Source organism: Vibrio sp. SALL6, assembly GCF_002002385.1.
GTDB classification, from domain to species: domain Bacteria; phylum Pseudomonadota; class Gammaproteobacteria; order Enterobacterales; family Vibrionaceae; genus Vibrio; species Vibrio parahaemolyticus.
In genome coordinates this window covers 142,912-160,541 of record NZ_MQVK01000008.1, presented here as the reverse complement: position 1 = coordinate 160,541, position 17,630 = coordinate 142,912, and the positions used below count along the sequence as shown (strand labels likewise).

The window sequence follows — 17,630 nt, the reverse complement described above, 5'->3', positions numbered from 1 at the left end:
TAGCTATAGTGTTAACACGCTCCCGAAAGAGCAAAATAGTTAACCTTTGTAACCAGTGGCTACAACAAAGACTTCTCGGGAGCGCGCTCGCGATGAGTCTGGTTTTCTGATTTTTACGACTTTAAACATGTCTCGGACTTCTTTCACGTATTGATCGAAGCCTTCACCCTGGAAAACCTTTACGACAAAGCTACCATTAGGCGCTAGAACTTGTCGACACATATCTAAAGCCAATTCAACTAAATACATTGCGCGTGGTTGATCGACTGAGTTGTTACCTGCAATGTTCGGCGCCATATCAGACATTACAACATCAACCATTGATGGTTGAATTCTATCAAGCAACGCCTCTAACACGGCATCGTCTCGGAAGTCACCTTGCAAGAAACTTACACCAGCTATTGGATCCATAGGAAGTAAATCACAAGCAATAATCTGCCCACTATCTCCTACTATTTTAGCAGCATATTGAGACCATCCACCCGGAGCAGCACCTAAATCGACCACTGTCATGCCAGGTTTTAACAACTTATCTTTTGTTTGGATTTCATCAATCTTGAAGTACGCACGTGAACGATATCCTTTTTTACGGGCTTCATTCGCGTATTTATCATCAAAGTGTTCTTTCAACCAACGACCAGAACTAGCCGAATGTTTTTGTTTACTCATTTTAATCCCAACAAGGCGCAAATAGGAGCTATTGTTTTAATAGGCACAACCTATTACTCAATAAATTATAGTCTTCAGCAATAGATGGCGTTAAAATAGCTTTTTTCAACCCTTATTTTAAAGAAAATTGGCCGCGTAATGAACCTAAGCACCAAACAAAAGCAGCACCTAAAAGGCCTGGCTCACAGTTTAAAACCTGTTGTGCTAATGGGCGCAAATGGACTTACAGAAGCCGTGCTAGCAGAAATTGAAATCGCTCTAAATCATCACGAACTGATCAAAGTAAAAGTTGCTTCAGAAGATCGTGAAACAAAACAGCTAATCATTGACGCTATCGTACGTGAGACAGGCGCTGAAAAAGTTCAGACAATTGGTAAAGTGCTTGTGCTATACCGCCAGTCTGAAGAGCGTAAAATCGAAATTCCTCGTAAGTAATTCACTTACGTTGTTGAAGAAAAAGGTCGCCATTGGCGACCTTTTTTGCATTTAACAAATAGTGGGCATTCAAGATGCCACTTAGATGTATTCAACTCGGTCAATTTCGAAATCTTTCGCTCCACCAGGAGTCTGGATAGCAACCTCGTCGCCTTCCATCTTGCCGATCAAGCCACGAGCAATTGGAGAGCTCACTGAAATACGGCCAGCTTTAATATCTGCTTCATCGTCACCAACAATCTGATATGTCTTTTCTTCATCGGTATCGACATCAATCAAAGTCACCGTTGAACCAAAGATAACCTTGCCAGTGTTTTCCATTTTAGTTACATCAATTACTTGCGCAACAGATAGCTTATATTCAATGTCACGGATTTGCGCTTCACAAATACCCTGCTCTTCTCGAGCGGCATGATATTCAGCATTTTCCTTCAAATCACCTAGTTCTCGTGCTTCAGCAATCGCTTCTGAAATTTGAGGACGTAGCTTAAGTAGACGTTCTAGTTCTGTACGTAGCATTTGTTCGCCACGTAGTGTCATTGGAACTTTTTCCATTATGTAACCTCAAGCCCAAATGGGTCTTTGGACAATAAAAAGCCCACCCAGTCGTAGGACTAGGTAGTGCGGTTAAAGATGTATTTTCAACTAGTGTAAACAAACTCCTGAGCGAAATCATCTTAATTCGAAATTCAACATTGCTATGCCTTTGCAGCATAACGAACCGAATCAATTTTAGATCCAATCATTATCGCAATTTATTGAAAAACAACACTGTTCATTACACTAAAAACATCAAAAAACATAAAAACTAATCAATGTCAGGCCAATGTCATTGAAGCATTAACTATTTAAAAACAACCACTTAATAAACAACCAGTTACAATCGAACAGTGTTCATCAGCATGATTTATATCATTTTACTAACTCATCATGAAACTTTAGCAGTAAAACATGTACAGCAAGTTGTTACATCAAAGGCTTACAGTTGCGGAAAACTCTCGCAGATGAAGCCAAATATAGACCAATAACTTGTGAGAGGTCATCTCTCCCCCCATACAACAATGATTATGGACAGCTAACTAGGACAAATAAGATGAAAAAGACTCTAATTGCTCTTTCTGTATCTGCAGCAGCTATGGCAACTGGCGTTAACGCAGCTGAACTTTACAACCAAGACGGCACTTCTCTAGAAATGGGCGGCCGCGCTGAAGCACGTCTATCTATGAAAGATGGCGACGCTCAAGACAACTCTCGTATCCGTCTAAACTTCCTTGGTACTCAAGCTATCAACGACAACCTTTACGGTGTTGGTTTCTGGGAAGGTGAATTTACTACAGCTGAAAACGGCGGTGTGGATGGAAACAGCAACCTAGACACTCGTTACGCATACGCTGGTCTTGGCGGTGCATGGGGTGAGTTCACTTACGGTAAAAACGAAGGTGCACTAGGCGTTATCACTGATTTCACAGATATCATGGCTTACCACGGCAACTCAGCAGCTGACAAACTAGCAGTGGCTGACCGTTCAGACAACATGATGTCTTACAAAGGTCAATTCGAAAACCTAAGCGTTAAAGCTAGCTACCGCTTTGCTGACCGTACAGAGCTAAAAGCAGACGGTACTCCTGCTGGTGAAAACGATCGCGTTGATCACTACTCAGACAACAAACAAGACGGTTACTCTCTATCTGCAATCTACGCAGTAGCAGACACAGGTCTTGAGCTAGGTGCTGGTTACGCAGACCAAGACGAAGCTAACGAATACATGCTAGCTGCATCTTACACTATGGGTGACCTATACTTCGCTGGTATCTTCACTGACGGTGAAAAAGCGAAAACTGAAGGTGACTACACTGGTTACGAACTAGCTGGTGCTTACACTCTAGGTCAAACAGTATTCACAACAACGTACAACAACGCAGAAACTAACAACGAAACTTCTGCTAACAACTTCGCTGTTGATGCATCTTACTACTTCAAGCCTAACTTCCGTGGTTACGTTTCATACAACTTCAACCTAATCGACTCTGGCGATAAACTAGGTAAAGTTGGTGGCAACACTACAGCATCTAAAGCTGATGCAGAAGACGAGCTAGCTCTAGGTCTACGTTACGACTTCTAATTCCAGTCTTTAGACTTGAATACTCAGTGCCCGCTTATCGCGGGCATTTTTTTATCTTTCATTTTTCATCTTAATAGCGCGTTCTTCTAACCACTTTGTCTCAATATTAATGATGAACAAAGCATTCTTGGATGCGCCTAGCATATTGAGTGGACTTGCGTATACTCAATCACATAACTAACCCTAGAAAATCTCACTATGCGTTTACGTTGGCCTCTACTCATTTCTTCTCTTATTTTTCCGCTATTGTCTTATGCGTATCCTCATCAAGAGGTATTGCCAGAGGGCGCCCGTATCAGCTTAGTTGCAGAAAAACTAACCGAAAGTTCCACGCTCGATGGTATCCGTCCAACAGACCAACTATTTCCACCTGCGAGCACCTTAAAAATTGTCACAGCCTTAGCTGCTAAATTAGAGTTAGGGGACAGCTTTGCATTTCGAACAAAGCTTGAAACCTCGAGTTCCGATGCCGTTATCTACTTTGTCGGAGATCCCACCCTACAAACACAAGATTTGAAAGCGTTGCTGTCATTAGCGAAAAAAAATGGTTTAACGCGCATTAACGGTGACCTGTGGTTAGACAACAGTGCCTTTACAGGGTATGACCGAGCGGTGGGTTGGCCGTGGGACATTCTGGGGGTTTGCTACAGCGCTCCGGCTTCTAGCATTACACTCAACAACAACTGTGTCCAAGCTTCTATCTATACACAAAAAGATGGCGGGACTCGAGTCTATGTGCCAGAGCATCAACCTATTCGTGTTAAAAGTTCGGTCGAGACCGTTTCTAAGACGATTCAAAAGAGCCGCCATTGCGATTTAGACCTGCTTGCTAACCCAGACAATCGCTACGAATTAAAAGGATGCTTAGTCGAACGAGAAAAGCCGCTGCCTCTCAAATTTGCGGTTCAAGATCCTGAACGTTATACCAGTCAAAATATCAGTACGTTACTCAAGCAATTAGGTATTGAGCTCAAAGGCAAAATTAAGATTGGCTCAGCGCCACAGAAACAACGTAAATTGATGGCATTACATCAATCAAAGCCGCTATCCGATTTACTTGATGACATGCTCAAGCATTCTGACAATTTGATCGCAGACACATTAACGAAAACATTGGGTGCGAAGTTTTTTGTTCAACCCGGAAGTTTTACCAATGGTACAGAAGCGATCAAACAGATCATTTTCGCCAATACTGGCATCGATATTCGTAACGCACGCTTGGAAGATGGATCGGGCCTTTCAAGAAACAACCGTATTTCTGCGACCAAAATGGCAGAAATCCTACGTTATATTTGGAAAAACGAAAAAACACTGAAGCTGATTGCCATCATGCCTAAATCAGGCGAGTCGGGTACGCTGCAATACCGCCAAAGCATGCGGAATGCCCCAATTAAAGGTCAACTGATTGCGAAGAGTGGTTCATTGTACGGAACCTACAACATGGCGGGTTATGGTTTAGATAAAAATGGCCAGCCGAATACTATTTTCGTCCAGTTTGTCTCAGACTACTTCCCAGAAAAAAGGGACGATAACAAACCTGTCATCGCCCCTATTACGCATTTTGAGCAGTTATTTTACCGTGACATCGTGAATTTTAGTCAGGCGATACCTAAGAAGTAATTCACCACAGTAAAGTAAATCCACATACCTGATATATCAACGATTGATGCAAGCACAGGGCTCACCAATACGGCTGGGTCTAGCTTGCAAGCACGGGCAATTATTGGCAACAAACCTCCAAGCGTTGTGGAAATTGAGACTTGAATAAACAAAGCAACGGCGATTGCAAGTGCGATGTCTGTCAGTTCAAAGCTCCCCGTAGATTGGCCGGCACTAAAAAGCATAATGCGTCCAACCATAACTATTGCGATCGCTAATGCGAGACACAGCGCTACGCGACTTTCTTTCCAAAGTACTGCTAACCACTGACGCTTTTTAAGCTCACCTGTGGCCAATGCACGAATGACCAATGTGGCCGCTTGAGTACCCGTATTACCACCAGCCGCCGCAATCACCGGCATGTACACTGCAAGTAAAACCAGTTGGCTCAATGTATCTTCATACTGAGCAATAATCAGCCCAGAAACGATCCCCAATAAAGCGAGAGCAATAATCCAGCCGATTCGCTGCTTTACATGCTCTAGTACGCCTGTTGATAAGTAACCGTCAGGAGTATCAACTTCCGACACATGCAAACCCAATTGGTGCGCATAGTGACGCGCACGCTTATCATGACCCGCATGCTCAAGCTGAGACATCAAACTGTTCACATACCCTACAGAACAGTGCTTCAAAATCCCCACCGCTTCATCTATTGGCATGATGGTGAGCAAATGAAGTTGCTGCTCTTGATCGTATTTCAAAAACGCATTGCGAGCTGCACCAATTTCTACTTCAGAAAAGTTTGGTGTTGTTTCAATAAAAGTGTTGTTCATTACCGTCATGGCGAATCTCCCGATTGGCATTGGTAACGACCATCGACAACACAAGCACAAGCTCATCACGCCTTTATGCCGATAGATGACACAAACACGCGAATTCACCAATGCAAAAGCACTGTCTATTCAGAATGTATGAAGGAAATAACGAGAAGAAAATTAGAAAAGATGCCTCACCACTCGGGTAAGACGGAGATCGCCAATACCGAAGCGGGTTATTTCGCTCCCTTAATCTTACTCACCCAACGACTGGGAGGATGGTCGGTATTGTTCATGTAAATCTCCGATATCGCTGCCCTGATTAGCAGCGCAAGTATAGTAGCAAAGTTAATCCATATTTACAGGTGGGCTTTGTTCTTTTTTTGCCAATTTTAAGAACAAAAAAAGCGCCCATAGGGCGCTTCCATACGTAATAATTATGGATTACTTAATCGTAATACGTGCAAATTTACGTTTACCAACTTGGAATACGTAAGTACCAGCTTCTGGTGCAAATTTAGCGTCGGCAACTTTCTCGCCTTCAACCTTTGCTGCACCTTGTTTTACCATGCGCATTGCTTCAGACGTTGACGCACACAGACCAGCATCTTTTAGAAGATTCGCTACTGGAGTACCAGCATCAAAGTCAAATTCTGGCATTTCGTCAGGGATTTGGTTCTTAGCGAAACGGTTCACAAACTCTTGCTCTGCCGCATCTGCATCGGCTTCACTGTGGAAACGCGCAATGATCTCTTTAGCAAGTAGCACTTTGATATCACGTGGGTTTTTACCCGCTTGAACATCCGCTTTAAACTGTTCGATTTCCTCTAGAGGACGGAACGATAGCAGCTCGTAGTAGCTCCACATTAAGTCATCAGAGATCGACATGATCTTACCAAACATTTCGCTTGGCGCTTCGCTGATACCAATGTAGTTACCCGCAGACTTAGACATCTTCTTCTCGCCGTCTAGACCAACAAGAAGCGGCATCATAAGTACAACTTGAGGCTTTTGACCGTGAGATTTTTGCAGTTCACGACCCATTAGAAGGTTGAACTTCTGGTCTGTACCGCCTAATTCAACGTCCGTTTCCATCGCAACTGAGTCCCAACCTTGCAGAAGTGGGTACATGAACTCATGGATAGCAATTGGTTGGCCGCCTGCGTAACGCTTTTTAAAGTCGTCACGTTCTAGCATACGAGCAACGGTTTGGTTTGCAGCAAGACGAATCATACCTTCTGCGCCCAGCTCAGACAGCCACTCAGAGTTAAACTGAATTTTAGTCTTCGCAGGATCTAGAATTTTGAACACTTGTTCTTTGTACGTTTCAGCGTTACGCAGTACGTCTTCGCGGCTTAGCGGTGGACGAGTGGTGTTTTTACCTGTTGGGTCACCAACCATTGCAGTGAAGTCACCGATTAGGAACGTCACTTCATGACCTAGTTCTTGGAACAAGCGAAGCTTATTGAAAATAACCGTATGGCCTAGGTGAATGTCAGGTGCTGTTGGATCGGCGCCCAATTTAATACGTAGAGGACGACCTTCTTTTAGTTTTGCGATTAGCTCTTCTTCTGGAATCAGCTCTTCAACACCGCGCTTAATCTCGGCTAGTGCAGCTTCAATGCTCGCCATTCTTGTTCACTCCCACAGATTTGGCAAAAATATAATAGCTGAACATATTACTTGAATAGCGATGCATTTTGAAACACGTTAGACTAGGTAGTTGTCACTTTTTCCGTTTAATTTAGCAATCAAGTACCTCATGCATTCGATTTTTGTCCGACTTCCACTCTTGCACAAAGTATTGATCGGTTTTTTTAGTGCTCTGATCATCATTGCACTGTTCTTTCTGCCCGATCCGCAAGACCTCAACCCGCAACAAAGCCGATTAAAAGTTGGTCAACACTATCCTGTGCCGATCTCACTTGAATTGACGACATTAAATGGCTCTTCTCAGATGTCTTCGGTTTTGCGCTGGGAAACTTACAAAGTAAAAAATGGCGAGAGCGCCGCCATTCTATTTAATCGAGTGGGACTCTCTGCTCGTCTACTGCACGAGTTAGTGTCCTCCGATAAAGAAATTGAACAGCAGTTAACTCGTCTTCGTCCGGGCGATAAATTGCAATTTGGTTTTGATGAGAAAAACGACTTGGTTCAACTGCGCCGTACGCTAAGCGCATTCGAAACCTTTCGCATCAAACTGCAAGACGGCAAATACGTTTCTGAGGTCGATAAAAAAGAGGTCGATTACCAATTCAACTACGCCGAGGCAACCATCAAATCCAACTTCTGGAACGCAGGAATTTCGTCTGGCTTGAATGGTAACCAAATCATGGAGCTAGCAGGAATTTTTGGCTGGGATATCGACTTCGCACTCGATATTCGCAAAAACGACTCTTTCCGAGTGCTGTATCAAGAAGAAGTTGTAGAAGGTGAAGTCATTGGTCGCGGAAAAATCATCGCTGCGATATTCAAAAACCAGGGCGATACGTTTACGGCTATTTTAGATGAAAAAACGGGCAAATATTACGACGAAAATGGCCGAGCGATGAAAAAAGCCTTCTTGCGCGCTCCACTGGATTTCCGTCGCGTGACTTCAAACTTTAACCCACGTCGTCTTCACCCAGTGACGGGGCGAGTACGTCCTCACCGAGGCACTGACTACGCAGCACCTGTTGGTACGCCAATTTGGGCCGCTGGTGATGGTGTGGTGCAAAAATCGGCTTACAACAAGTTCAACGGGAACTACGTGTTCATCAAGCACAGCAACACTTACATTACCAAGTATCTGCACTTAACGAAGCGCACAGTCAAAACGGGTCAACGTGTTAAACAAGGTCAAACTATCGGTACGCTTGGTGGAACAGGTCGTGTGACAGGACCTCACTTACATTATGAGTTCCTAGTAAATGGCGTGCACAAAAACCCAAGAACAGTGAATTTGCCGCAATCCAAATCGTTAACAGGTAAAGCAAGACAAACCTTCATGGCGAATGCAAAAGTCAGTATGGACAAGCTGGATCGTTACAGTAAGTTACTGGCAATGAGATAAACGGAAAAGTAAAAAGAGGCAGCATTACGCTGCCTCTTCGCTTTCATCAGGTTCGGACTTAGCAAGATGATCTCTTCCCAACATAAGCAAACAAGGCGTAAGCACCAACGTCAACAACGTAGCGAATGCCAATCCCCCCGCTACTGCCGTCGCTAACTGAGACCACCATTGCGTACTCGGCGCACCAAATTCGACTTTTTGATTAACTAAATCGATGTTCATTTCTAGAACCATCGGTAACAACCCTAAAATGGTCGTAATTGTGGTTAATAGCACCGGTCTCAAACGTTGCACACCGGTCCGCAGGATAGCCTCTGCTTTGTCCAGTCCTCTTTTTCGCATTTGGTTATAAGTATCAATCAGTACAATGTTGTTATTAACTACGATACCAGCCAAGGCAATCACACCAATGCCAGACATGATGATGCCGAATGGTTTTTGGAAAATAAGCAACCCAGCAAAAACCCCGACCGTTGAAAACAGCACCGCACTCAAAATCAAAAATGCCTGATAAAAGCTGTTGAACTGCGTGATGAGAATGAGCGCCATGACGCCAAGAGCCACAACAAAAGCGTTTTGCAAGAATGCTGATGAGTTTTCCTGCTCCTCATTTTGACCCCGAATCTTATATTCAACGCCTTCCGGTAAACCGAGCTGTTCCATTTCAGCCGCAATTTTTGGTAACTCAAGCGCCAAATTGTAGCCTTCCACCATATCCGCTTTAATGTTGATAACTCGATGACCATCAACACGACGGATAGTATCTTGCTTGTGGTCTGGCTTAATTTGAGCAAAGTTGGTTATAGGCACTAAACCTGCAGCGGTTTTCACTCTTAGCTGATCGAATCGACCAATATCTCGCTTCTCTTGTGGGTAGCGCACCAAAATATCGACTTCTTCATCCGCATCGTCAGGTAAATAGTCCCCTATTTTCAGACCATTCGTAACAAATTGAACTGTATTTCCCACCAAAGTTGCATCGGCAGCAAAACGAGAAGCGTCGTCGCGTCGAATGTCAATTTGCCAGTCAATCCCCTCTTTATTGGTGGTATCACTCAAATTAGTCAGTGCTGGGTTGCTATCTGCCCAAAGCCTAACTAGCTTCGCGGCGTCATCTAGCTCGCCTATACTCCTGCTTCGAGAAGAAACTTCAATCACCAAATCATGTTCAACCGGAGGGCCGGCATCCGGGAATTTGTACTCTAACTCAACGCCATAAAATTGGTCAGTGGTAGATTTTAGCTCTTCAATGATCGTTTTGACTTTACGACGATATTGCCAATCCACAGGAGTTATTTGAATCTGACCGATTTCGTCACCATTGTCGCTCGATCCAGTGCGAGTGTAGACACTTTCAAACTCATCATGACCAAGCATGACCTTTTCAATTTCTCGCATTACGATATCTTTCTCATTAATGGAAAGATCCCCATAAGAGCGTACTTTTACGGTGAAAAATGGCGGGTCGACTTCAGGGAAAAACTCAGCTCCTAACCCCGCTTTACTGTAAGTAAATCCAACACCACCCGCCAGCAATACCGCGCTCAGCAGCACTTTCCAAGGATGTTGAATCGCCACAAACAAGGTTTTGTAATAAAGCTTGGTAATTCCTGTCGCTTTCTCAAAGTTTCCGTTGTGTAGCTCCACCATTTCTTGTTGGGCTTTAGGATTGATAACCTGAGGTTTACCAATAATGCCGCCAATAACAGGCACAAATAGCAAAGCCATCACCAATGACGCCGCTAACGTCGCGATTAGCGTTAACGGTAAGTACTTCATAAATTCACCGGTAATATCCGGCCAAAAAAGAAGCGGAGCAAATGCCGCCAACGTAGTCGCGGTAGAGGCGGTGATCGGCCATGCCATGCGTTTGGCTGCGTCTCGGTATGCCTCTTTACGCGGCGTGCCTTCTTGCATTCTCCGATCGGCAAACTCAGTGACGACGATTGCACCATCCACCAGCATGCCGACCGCCATGATTAAGGCAAACAGCACCACGATGTTTACGGTAAGACCAAAAACAGAGAGGACTAACAGCCCCGTTAAGAAAGAGCCTGGAATAGAGATCCCAACCAACAATGCCGTTCTTACCCCCAAGATCGCGATAATAACGATGACCACCAAAATGATTGCCGAGAGAATGTTGTTTTGCAGATCACTAAGCATCAGCTTGACATCATCCGACTGATCCCAAGTGTATTTAACCTGCAAATTACTTGGCCACTCTGCTCGCAGTTGCCCTTGAGCAATCACCTCTTTAACTAACGCGACGGTTTCAATAATGTTCTCGCCAGCACGCTTTTTCACGTCAAGCACAATGGCAGGCTCACCATCCAAGCGGGCAAAGCTTTCTGGATCACGAAACGCTCGGCGAACTGTGGCCACATCACCAAAGGTGATCACTTCTTTGCCATTCACTTTGATAGGCAATTCGAGAACATCTTTCAGAGAATCAAACACCGACGGAACTTTGACCGAAAAGCGCCCATATCCGGTATCGACAAACCCAGCCGCAACCACTCGGTTGTTTAGTGCGATCAAGTTATAGATATCGGCCTGATCCAATCCATAGCTTTCCATTAGAAGGGGATCAACCACGATCTCGACAATATCTTCACGATCACCAGCAATATCGACTTCCAAGATCTGACGGAAGCTTTCTAATCTGTCACGCAACGTTCGTGCGATTTGAACAATGGTTCTCTCTGGCACCGTGCCATAAAGCACAACGGTTAAAACTGGCTCCTCTGAAGCAAAAGTAACTTCATTGACCGTCGGTTCATCACTGTCTGCAGGTAACTTAGGTTTCGCCAGATCGACCGCGTCGCGAACATCCGCCATCGCTTTATCGAGATCCACGCCAACGCTAAACTCCAAAGTGACTGAGGCGTGGCCTTCGGAGGCAACCGATGTCATCTCTTTCACCCCTTCAATTGAGCGCAGTTCTTGTTCGATAGGACGAACCAGTAAACGCTCAGCATCAGTTGGAGAAATACCTTGATGCCCCACAGAGACGTAAATGATAGGAATAGTGATATCGGGACTAGATTCTTTTGGGATGGTGACGTAAGTAATGACCCCTGCGATGAGGATCATCACCAACAAGGTCAACATCGTTCTTGATCGGGATAACGCAGCGTCAATTATACTAAACATGCTGCCTCCCTATTTTTCGGCCGCATCGGTAGCGACATCACCGACTTTATTCGCAATCACGGTATCGCCATCACGAACAAACCCCTGTCCTAATACAATGATGTCCGCTTGCTCGCCAAGCCCAGATAACCAAACGCCATCTTCTTCTGCTTTGACTAACTGGATAGGAACAAACTTAACGTGTTCATCTTGCAGTATTTTGACACCTAAATTCCCTTCTTCATCTAACGCCAACATTGCAGCGGTAATTTTAATCGCTAGCACTTCATTCAAAGGGAGCTGCACTTCCGCACTGATCCCCGCAGGGATAAGCGAATTACGATTATCTATTTCGATTTCAATCGGAAACGTATTGGTCGATACGGAGGAAACGCGACCAATATAACGTAAAGTCCCCAAGTGATGCTGATCATTGATAGTTCTGACATCCGCTTGAAGACCTTCTTTAAGATACTGGATATGGCGCTCGCTAACGTCGGCCTCAATGACCAGAGTCTCTAAATCAATCACTGTCGCTATTGGATCGCCCACACCGACAAAGTCACCCACTTCGACAAAATGATGATCAACAATGCCATCAAAGGGCGCTTTAACTTCGGTATTCTTGACAGCGGTTTGGACATTATTGAGGTTCGCTCTTGCATCGACTAACGCGGCTTCCGCAGTCGCAAAGGCCACCTCGCCTTGTAACCCCCTGCTTTTGAGCGATTTTGCGGCATTAAACTCCTTTTCTTTCACTCGCAGCATGGCCTGAGCGCGTTTGAGCTGACTGTCCAAATCCCGCTTATCAATGTTAGCAATCACTTGTCCTTGCTTAACAAGTTGCCCTTTATTGATGTTGAGACTGACAATTTTGCCGGCCACTTCTGCACCAAGACGAGCCTGGCGATTGGGTGCGGTTCGGCCATAAAGTTCTATCGTTTTACTGGTAGGTTTTGCGGTGAAAGTATCAAACATCACCTTAGCTAAGGGCGTGTTTTCAGATTGGAGAGATGGGGATGAGGTGTGGTCACCTTGTGCTTTGAGCTGCCCTGCAGCCAACCAAGCAACAAGTAGCAAAATAAGGATGAGAGATACTAGCCACGGACGTTCGACAAAACGTCGCCCAAACGAAGTTCCAGACATACAAAGTCCTTTTTATTATTCTCTCCTGCGGAGCGCTGAGAGCATGTTTACGTGACATCCTGCTACGTAAAACTCAGGCAGCCAATTGGCTGCCTGTGATCGTGTCAATTACACGCTAAATGATGCACCACAACCACATGTGGTTGTTGCATTCGGGTTGTTAACGAAGAAGCGAGCGCCTTCCAACCCTTCGGTGTAATCCACAATGCCACCAATCAGGTATTGCAGGCTCATTGGGTCAACAACCAGTGTCACGCCACTGTTTTCGATGGTTGTATCGCCGTCATTTACGTTCTCATCGAAAGTAAAGCCGTATTGGAAGCCGCTACAACCGCCACCAGTAATGTATACGCGCAATTTCAATGCTGGGTTTTCTTCTTCTGCAATCAGTGCCTTAACGCGAGATGCTGCAGCATCAGAAAAAGATAATGGTACGTTTACTTCGCTCACGAAGACCTCTCTCACTCGTGTAATGCGTCAAGCCTGGAGCAAGACGTCAAATTTGTGCTAATTGAGGACGATTATCCAATACCTGACAAACTCGTTCAAGTATTCGCCGCCGATTCTTTAGATTGGTCGCTGATATGTAAGATTACACTGCGAAACAACACATAAATTAAGCAAAACGTTTCTAACTTGATTATAGCTAGGTACAATGCGCCCCACTTGGTCCGAGCAATCAAAAGAGGATAACCCCATGACCAAATCATCAGAGCTGTATCAAAAAGCTCAGCAAACCATTCCTGGCGGTGTAAATTCACCAGTTCGTGCATTCAATGGCGTTGGCGGTTCTCCGCTATTTATCGAACGAGCAGACGGTGCACTGATTTTTGATGCCGATGGTAAAGCGTACATCGATTACGTTGGCTCTTGGGGTCCAATGATTCTTGGCCACAACCACGCCGTTATCCGTGAAGCGGTCATCGACGCTGCACAACGTGGCCTGAGCTTTGGCGCACCAACAGAGATGGAAATCGCGATGGCAGAACTAGTGTCTGAACTCGTACCATCAATGGAACAAATCCGCATGGTAAGTTCTGGTACAGAAGCAACCATGAGTGCGATTCGTCTCGCTCGTGGCTTTACTGGTCGTGACAAGATCATGAAGTTTGAAGGCTGTTACCACGGTCACGCAGACAGTTTGCTAGTAAAAGCTGGCTCTGGTGCACTAACTCTAGGCCAACCAAGCTCTCCAGGTGTTCCTGCAGACTTTGCTAAGCACACGCTAACAGCAACATTTAACGATCTAGATTCTGTACGCGAACTGTTTGCAGCGAACAAAGGTGAAATCGCATGTATCATCGTTGAGCCAGTGGCGGGCAACATGAACTGTATCCCACCAGTAGAAGGCTTCCACGAAGGCCTGCGTGAAATCTGTGATCAAGAAGGCGCACTGCTGATTTTTGATGAAGTAATGACAGGCTTCCGTGTTGCACTTGGCGGCGCACAAGCACACTACAACATCAAACCAGATCTAACCACGCTAGGTAAAGTAATCGGCGGCGGTATGCCAGTGGGTGCTTTCGGTGGCCGTAAAGAAGTGATGCAATACGTTGCGCCTACAGGCCCTGTTTACCAAGCTGGTACGCTTTCTGGTAACCCAGTGGCAATGGCTGCAGGTTTTGCCTGTTTGAACCTTCTAAAAGAAGAAGGCAATGAAAAACGCCTAGCTTCTAAAACTAAGCAACTGGCAGATGGCTTTAAGTCTCTAGCAGAAAAACACGGTATCCCACTAGTTGTTAACCAAGTGGGCGGCATGTTCGGCTTCTTCTTCACTGACCAAGAAACAGTAACTTGCTACGAAGACGTAACTAAGTGCGACATCGAACGATTCAAGCGATTCTTCCACTTAATGCTAGATCACGGCGTATACCTTGCGCCATCAGCATTCGAAGCAAGCTTTACGTCTCTAGCACACGGTTCAAAAGAGATCGACGCGACACTAGAAGCGGCGGATCGCTGTTTTGCAATCATTGCGGCAGAAGCAAAATAAGCGCTATACGCAAGTTATAAGAAAAGGACCGGAAGGTCCTTTTTTATTGCCAGTTCAAAATTACCAAGACAGCTAACACGCCTAGAACAATGCCAAACCACGGAATACGTTTGGTTTTCTTCTCAGATTTACATTTCTTATCGCCGTTACAACAACCCATTTTTCATCTCTTGATTGATAACCATCTGATTTGTAGTCATTATAACAAGGTCATTTACCCCTTCCCAATTCAGCTGTGTCATAAGGCTGAAAGGAAAGCCGGTGCAAAGTAATAAAGGTTTCGCGCTGATATCAACGCGAGCCATTGTAAACGTCATCCGTAAGTTGGATTTATCTCATGCCAAACAACGTAAAAATCACGTCGAGTCATCGTGTATTAATGATCGCTCTACTCGCCGCTGCTTTTGCTTGCTATTTATTGGTCGAGCCTTACATCAATTCGATCGTAATGGCTTTCATTATCTCACTGCTTATGTTTCCTGTGCATGAGTGGTTTGAGCGTAAAATGCCAAAACACAAAAATTCGGCATCGCTGCTCACGTGCGTAGTTTTGACTTTCATTATTGTCATTCCACTACTGTTTGTGTTTGCTGCAATTGTTCAACAAGGCTCCGTTTTTTCTCAGAATACGTACAAATGGGTCACCAATGGTGGTATTCAAGACATCTTCCAACATCCTTGGGTTATCAAAGGTCTATCCATTGTTAATGAGTACTTACCTTTCGATAAAATCGAGCCAAAAGCCATCGCCGAAAAAATCGGGCAATTTGCTACCACTTTTGGTTCAAACCTTGTCGCGATCAGTGCGAAAATTCTGGGTGATGCAACAAACTTCTTGATGGATTTTTTCCTAATGCTGTTTGTGCTTTTCTTCCTATTACGTGACCACGACAAAATCATTTCGGCAATTCGACATATTCTGCCACTCTCTCGTAGCCAAGAAGATAGAATCTTGACCGAGATAGAACAAGTTTCGAAGTCCGCAGTCATGGGCTCGTTTTTAACGGCTATCGCGCAAGGCTTAGCGGGCGGTATCGGTATGTGGCTAGCTGGCTTCCCTGGTCTATTCTGGGGCACCATGATGGGCTTTGCTTCCTTCATTCCAGTTGTCGGTACGGCGTTGATCTGGATACCAGCCGCCGCGTACTTGTTCCTCACCGGTGATATGACGTGGGCAATCTTCCTAACCGCATGGAGTGTAGTCATCGTCGGCTCGATTGATAACTTGCTGCGTCCATTGTTGATGCAAGGCAGCGCAGGCATGAATACCTTAATGATTTTCTTTTCATTATTAGGTGGTCTGCACTTATTTGGTTTGATTGGTTTGATTTATGGCCCACTGATTTTTGCGGTCACCATGGTGCTGTTTAATATCTATGAAGAGGAATTCAAAGACTTCCTCAACCAACAAGACAACAGCTAGCCGCCACTGAATAGTAAGCAACAGCTTCAAGCTTGGGCCAGATTGTGCGAAAATCTGGCCCTAATTATTTCTGATGAACCAAATTTATGTCTGCCTATATCGCTCCAAGCCAAATCGCTCAGCGTCAGCTAGAGTACTTCAACGGAAAACATGTTTTAGTTGCAGGTGAAGTCGAAGATATGTTCCCTCTGGAACTGACCGCACACTGTGAATCGGTCGAAGTCTTTACTTCAAACTACAGCTATTTCCGTCAAATCCGTCACTCAGATAAAATAAAAAGCCATTTTGGTTCTGAATTTGATGTGGATACTCAAGCCGACATGCTCCTGCTGTATTGGCCAAAAGCGAAAGCAGAAGCCGAATATTTGCTTGCCATGCTCATGGCTAAACTCGGCGTGAACACGGAGATTGTGGTTGTCGGTGAAAACCGTTCCGGCGTAAAGAGCATTGAAAAGATGTTCAAAGAATATGGCCCGGTGAACAAATACGACTCAGCTCGCCGCTGCTCTTTCTACTGGGGTAATTGCTTAAATGAGCCAAAACCATTCAATCAAGAAGATTGGTTTAAGTCTTACACGGTAACCCTTGGTGAGCAGTCACTTACAGTAAAAAGTCTACCGGGCGTATTCAGTCATGGTGAATTTGACTTAGGCAGCCGTCTACTACTGGAAACCTTACCTAACTTGTCAGGCAAAGTGCTCGATTTTGGTTGTGGTGCCGGTGTTTTAGGCGCGTTCATGGCGAAAGCAAACCCAGAAATTGCGATTGAGATGTGTGACATCAACGCGTATGCCATCACCTCAAGCCAAGCAACGCTTGAAGCCAACGGTTTGTCTGGTCGCGTGTTTGCGTCTGACATTTACTCAGATACGGCCAATGACTACCGATTTATCATCAGCAACCCACCATTCCACAGTGGTTTAGACACCAATTACAACGCGGCTGAAACTCTTTTAGGTCACGCGCCACAACATCTTTCAAACCATGGTGAGATGATCATTGTTGCGAACAGCTTCTTGAAATACCCACCAATTATTGAGAACGCATTCAATAATTGCGAGACGCTAAATAAGACCAATAAGTTCTCTATCTACTACGCGAAAAAATCGTAATTGTGAGCCGCGCAGGCAAGAACCTGCGCGCTTCTTTCCTAAAATTGCCCCATTTGTAAGAAAAACTGCGTGACTCTGCACGCTTTGCAACTAACTTTCTTGTCAAAGAAAAAAAACTCGTTAATT

Annotated in this window: 14 protein-coding genes; 7 read left to right on the top strand and 7 right to left on the bottom strand. The window is 44.9% G+C overall.

Annotation, left to right across the window (positions count from 1 at the left end; all coding sequences use genetic code 11):
- Positions 1-39 precede the first annotated feature (39 nt).
- The gene (gene rlmE / locus BIW15_RS05030; protein WP_005494062.1) at positions 40-669 is read right to left on the bottom strand and encodes a 23S rRNA (uridine(2552)-2'-O)-methyltransferase RlmE; all 630 of its coding nucleotides are present in this window, start codon (positions 667-669) and stop codon (positions 40-42) included.
- 138 nt (positions 670-807) lie between these two features.
- Here rlmE and yhbY point away from each other — a divergent pair, with 138 nt between their 5' ends.
- Positions 808-1,104 carry a ribosome assembly RNA-binding protein YhbY gene (gene yhbY, locus BIW15_RS05025; protein ID WP_005380066.1) on the top strand — a complete coding sequence of 99 codons (297 nt, stop codon included), beginning with the start codon at positions 808-810 and terminating at the stop codon, positions 1,102-1,104.
- 81 nt (positions 1,105-1,185) lie between these two features.
- On the opposite strand, the gene greA is transcribed toward yhbY, so the two are convergent.
- Positions 1,186-1,659, bottom strand: a complete 474-nt coding sequence (greA, locus tag BIW15_RS05020; protein ID WP_005485311.1) for a transcription elongation factor GreA — start codon at positions 1,657-1,659, stop codon at positions 1,186-1,188.
- A 538-nt stretch (positions 1,660-2,197) separates the two neighbouring features.
- Here greA and BIW15_RS05015 point away from each other — a divergent pair.
- Complete coding sequence (locus BIW15_RS05015; RefSeq protein ID WP_021486773.1) at positions 2,198-3,226, top strand: porin; 1,029 nt, start codon at positions 2,198-2,200, stop codon at positions 3,224-3,226.
- Positions 3,227-3,424: 198 nt separating this feature from the next.
- Positions 3,425-4,846, top strand: coding sequence for a serine-type D-Ala-D-Ala carboxypeptidase (gene dacB, locus BIW15_RS05010; RefSeq protein WP_029816584.1), 1,422 nt, complete (start codon positions 3,425-3,427; stop codon positions 4,844-4,846).
- Here dacB and BIW15_RS05005 read toward each other — a convergent pair.
- On the bottom strand, positions 4,825-5,670 hold the full coding sequence (locus tag BIW15_RS05005) for a magnesium transporter (RefSeq protein ID WP_179115225.1): 846 nt from the start codon (positions 5,668-5,670) through the stop codon (positions 4,825-4,827). The genes dacB and BIW15_RS05005 overlap by 22 nt on opposite strands.
- 417 nt (positions 5,671-6,087) lie before the next feature.
- A complete protein-coding gene (tyrS, locus tag BIW15_RS05000; protein WP_005479092.1) occupies positions 6,088-7,275 on the bottom strand; it encodes a tyrosine--tRNA ligase in 1,188 nt (395 codons plus the stop codon).
- Positions 7,276-7,405: 130 nt separating this feature from the next.
- On the opposite strand from tyrS, the gene BIW15_RS04995 reads away from it, so the two are divergent.
- A complete protein-coding gene (locus BIW15_RS04995; RefSeq protein ID WP_005490383.1) occupies positions 7,406-8,695 on the top strand; it encodes a peptidoglycan DD-metalloendopeptidase family protein in 1,290 nt (429 codons plus the stop codon).
- A gap of 24 nt (positions 8,696-8,719) precedes the next feature.
- Here the strand turns inward: BIW15_RS04995 and vmeK are convergent, their stop codons facing one another.
- The 3 genes from vmeK to erpA all read right to left on the bottom strand — a co-directional run bounded on the left by vmeK (position 8,720) and on the right by erpA (position 13,426).
- Positions 8,720-11,851 (bottom strand): multidrug efflux RND transporter permease subunit VmeK, encoded by a 3,132-nt coding sequence (vmeK, locus tag BIW15_RS04990; RefSeq protein ID WP_077280646.1) that lies wholly within the window; start codon positions 11,849-11,851, stop codon positions 8,720-8,722.
- A 9-nt stretch (positions 11,852-11,860) separates the two neighbouring features.
- Positions 11,861-12,976, bottom strand: a complete 1,116-nt coding sequence (vmeJ, locus tag BIW15_RS04985; protein ID WP_030000174.1) for a multidrug efflux RND transporter periplasmic adaptor subunit VmeJ — start codon at positions 12,974-12,976, stop codon at positions 11,861-11,863.
- A 108-nt stretch (positions 12,977-13,084) separates the two neighbouring features.
- Positions 13,085-13,426 (bottom strand): iron-sulfur cluster insertion protein ErpA, encoded by a 342-nt coding sequence (gene erpA, locus BIW15_RS04980; RefSeq protein ID WP_005461279.1) that lies wholly within the window; start codon positions 13,424-13,426, stop codon positions 13,085-13,087.
- A gap of 247 nt (positions 13,427-13,673) precedes the next feature.
- On the opposite strand from erpA, the gene hemL reads away from it, so the two are divergent.
- The 3 genes from hemL (at position 13,674) to rsmC (ending at position 17,504) form a co-directional block, all read left to right on the top strand.
- Complete coding sequence (gene hemL, locus BIW15_RS04975) at positions 13,674-14,969, top strand: glutamate-1-semialdehyde 2,1-aminomutase (protein WP_005488434.1); 1,296 nt, start codon at positions 13,674-13,676, stop codon at positions 14,967-14,969.
- A gap of 337 nt (positions 14,970-15,306) precedes the next feature.
- On the top strand, positions 15,307-16,392 hold the full coding sequence (locus BIW15_RS04970) for an AI-2E family transporter (protein ID WP_005461253.1): 1,086 nt from the start codon (positions 15,307-15,309) through the stop codon (positions 16,390-16,392).
- 86 nt (positions 16,393-16,478) lie between these two features.
- Positions 16,479-17,504 carry a 16S rRNA (guanine(1207)-N(2))-methyltransferase RsmC gene (gene rsmC / locus BIW15_RS04965; RefSeq protein WP_020841242.1) on the top strand — a complete coding sequence of 342 codons (1,026 nt, stop codon included), beginning with the start codon at positions 16,479-16,481 and terminating at the stop codon, positions 17,502-17,504.
- The last annotated feature ends 126 nt before the right edge of the window (positions 17,505-17,630 follow it).

Coding starts and splice junctions, on each gene's coding strand:
- BIW15_RS05005 (WP_179115225.1), bottom strand. CDS start 5,670: ATGACGGTAATGAACAACACTTTTATTGAAACAACACCAAACTTTTCT.
- hemL (WP_005488434.1), top strand. CDS start 13,674: ATGACCAAATCATCAGAGCTGTATCAAAAAGCTCAGCAAACCATTCCT.
- rlmE (WP_005494062.1), bottom strand. CDS start 669: ATGAGTAAACAAAAACATTCGGCTAGTTCTGGTCGTTGGTTGAAAGAA.
- greA (WP_005485311.1), bottom strand. CDS start 1,659: ATGGAAAAAGTTCCAATGACACTACGTGGCGAACAAATGCTACGTACA.
- rsmC (WP_020841242.1), top strand. CDS start 16,479: ATGTCTGCCTATATCGCTCCAAGCCAAATCGCTCAGCGTCAGCTAGAG.
- dacB (WP_029816584.1), top strand. CDS start 3,425: ATGCGTTTACGTTGGCCTCTACTCATTTCTTCTCTTATTTTTCCGCTA.
- BIW15_RS04995 (WP_005490383.1), top strand. CDS start 7,406: ATGCATTCGATTTTTGTCCGACTTCCACTCTTGCACAAAGTATTGATC.
- tyrS (WP_005479092.1), bottom strand. CDS start 7,275: ATGGCGAGCATTGAAGCTGCACTAGCCGAGATTAAGCGCGGTGTTGAA.
- BIW15_RS05015 (WP_021486773.1), top strand. CDS start 2,198: ATGAAAAAGACTCTAATTGCTCTTTCTGTATCTGCAGCAGCTATGGCA.
- yhbY (WP_005380066.1), top strand. CDS start 808: ATGAACCTAAGCACCAAACAAAAGCAGCACCTAAAAGGCCTGGCTCAC.
- vmeJ (WP_030000174.1), bottom strand. CDS start 12,976: ATGTCTGGAACTTCGTTTGGGCGACGTTTTGTCGAACGTCCGTGGCTA.
- vmeK (WP_077280646.1), bottom strand. CDS start 11,851: ATGTTTAGTATAATTGACGCTGCGTTATCCCGATCAAGAACGATGTTG.
- BIW15_RS04970 (WP_005461253.1), top strand. CDS start 15,307: ATGCCAAACAACGTAAAAATCACGTCGAGTCATCGTGTATTAATGATC.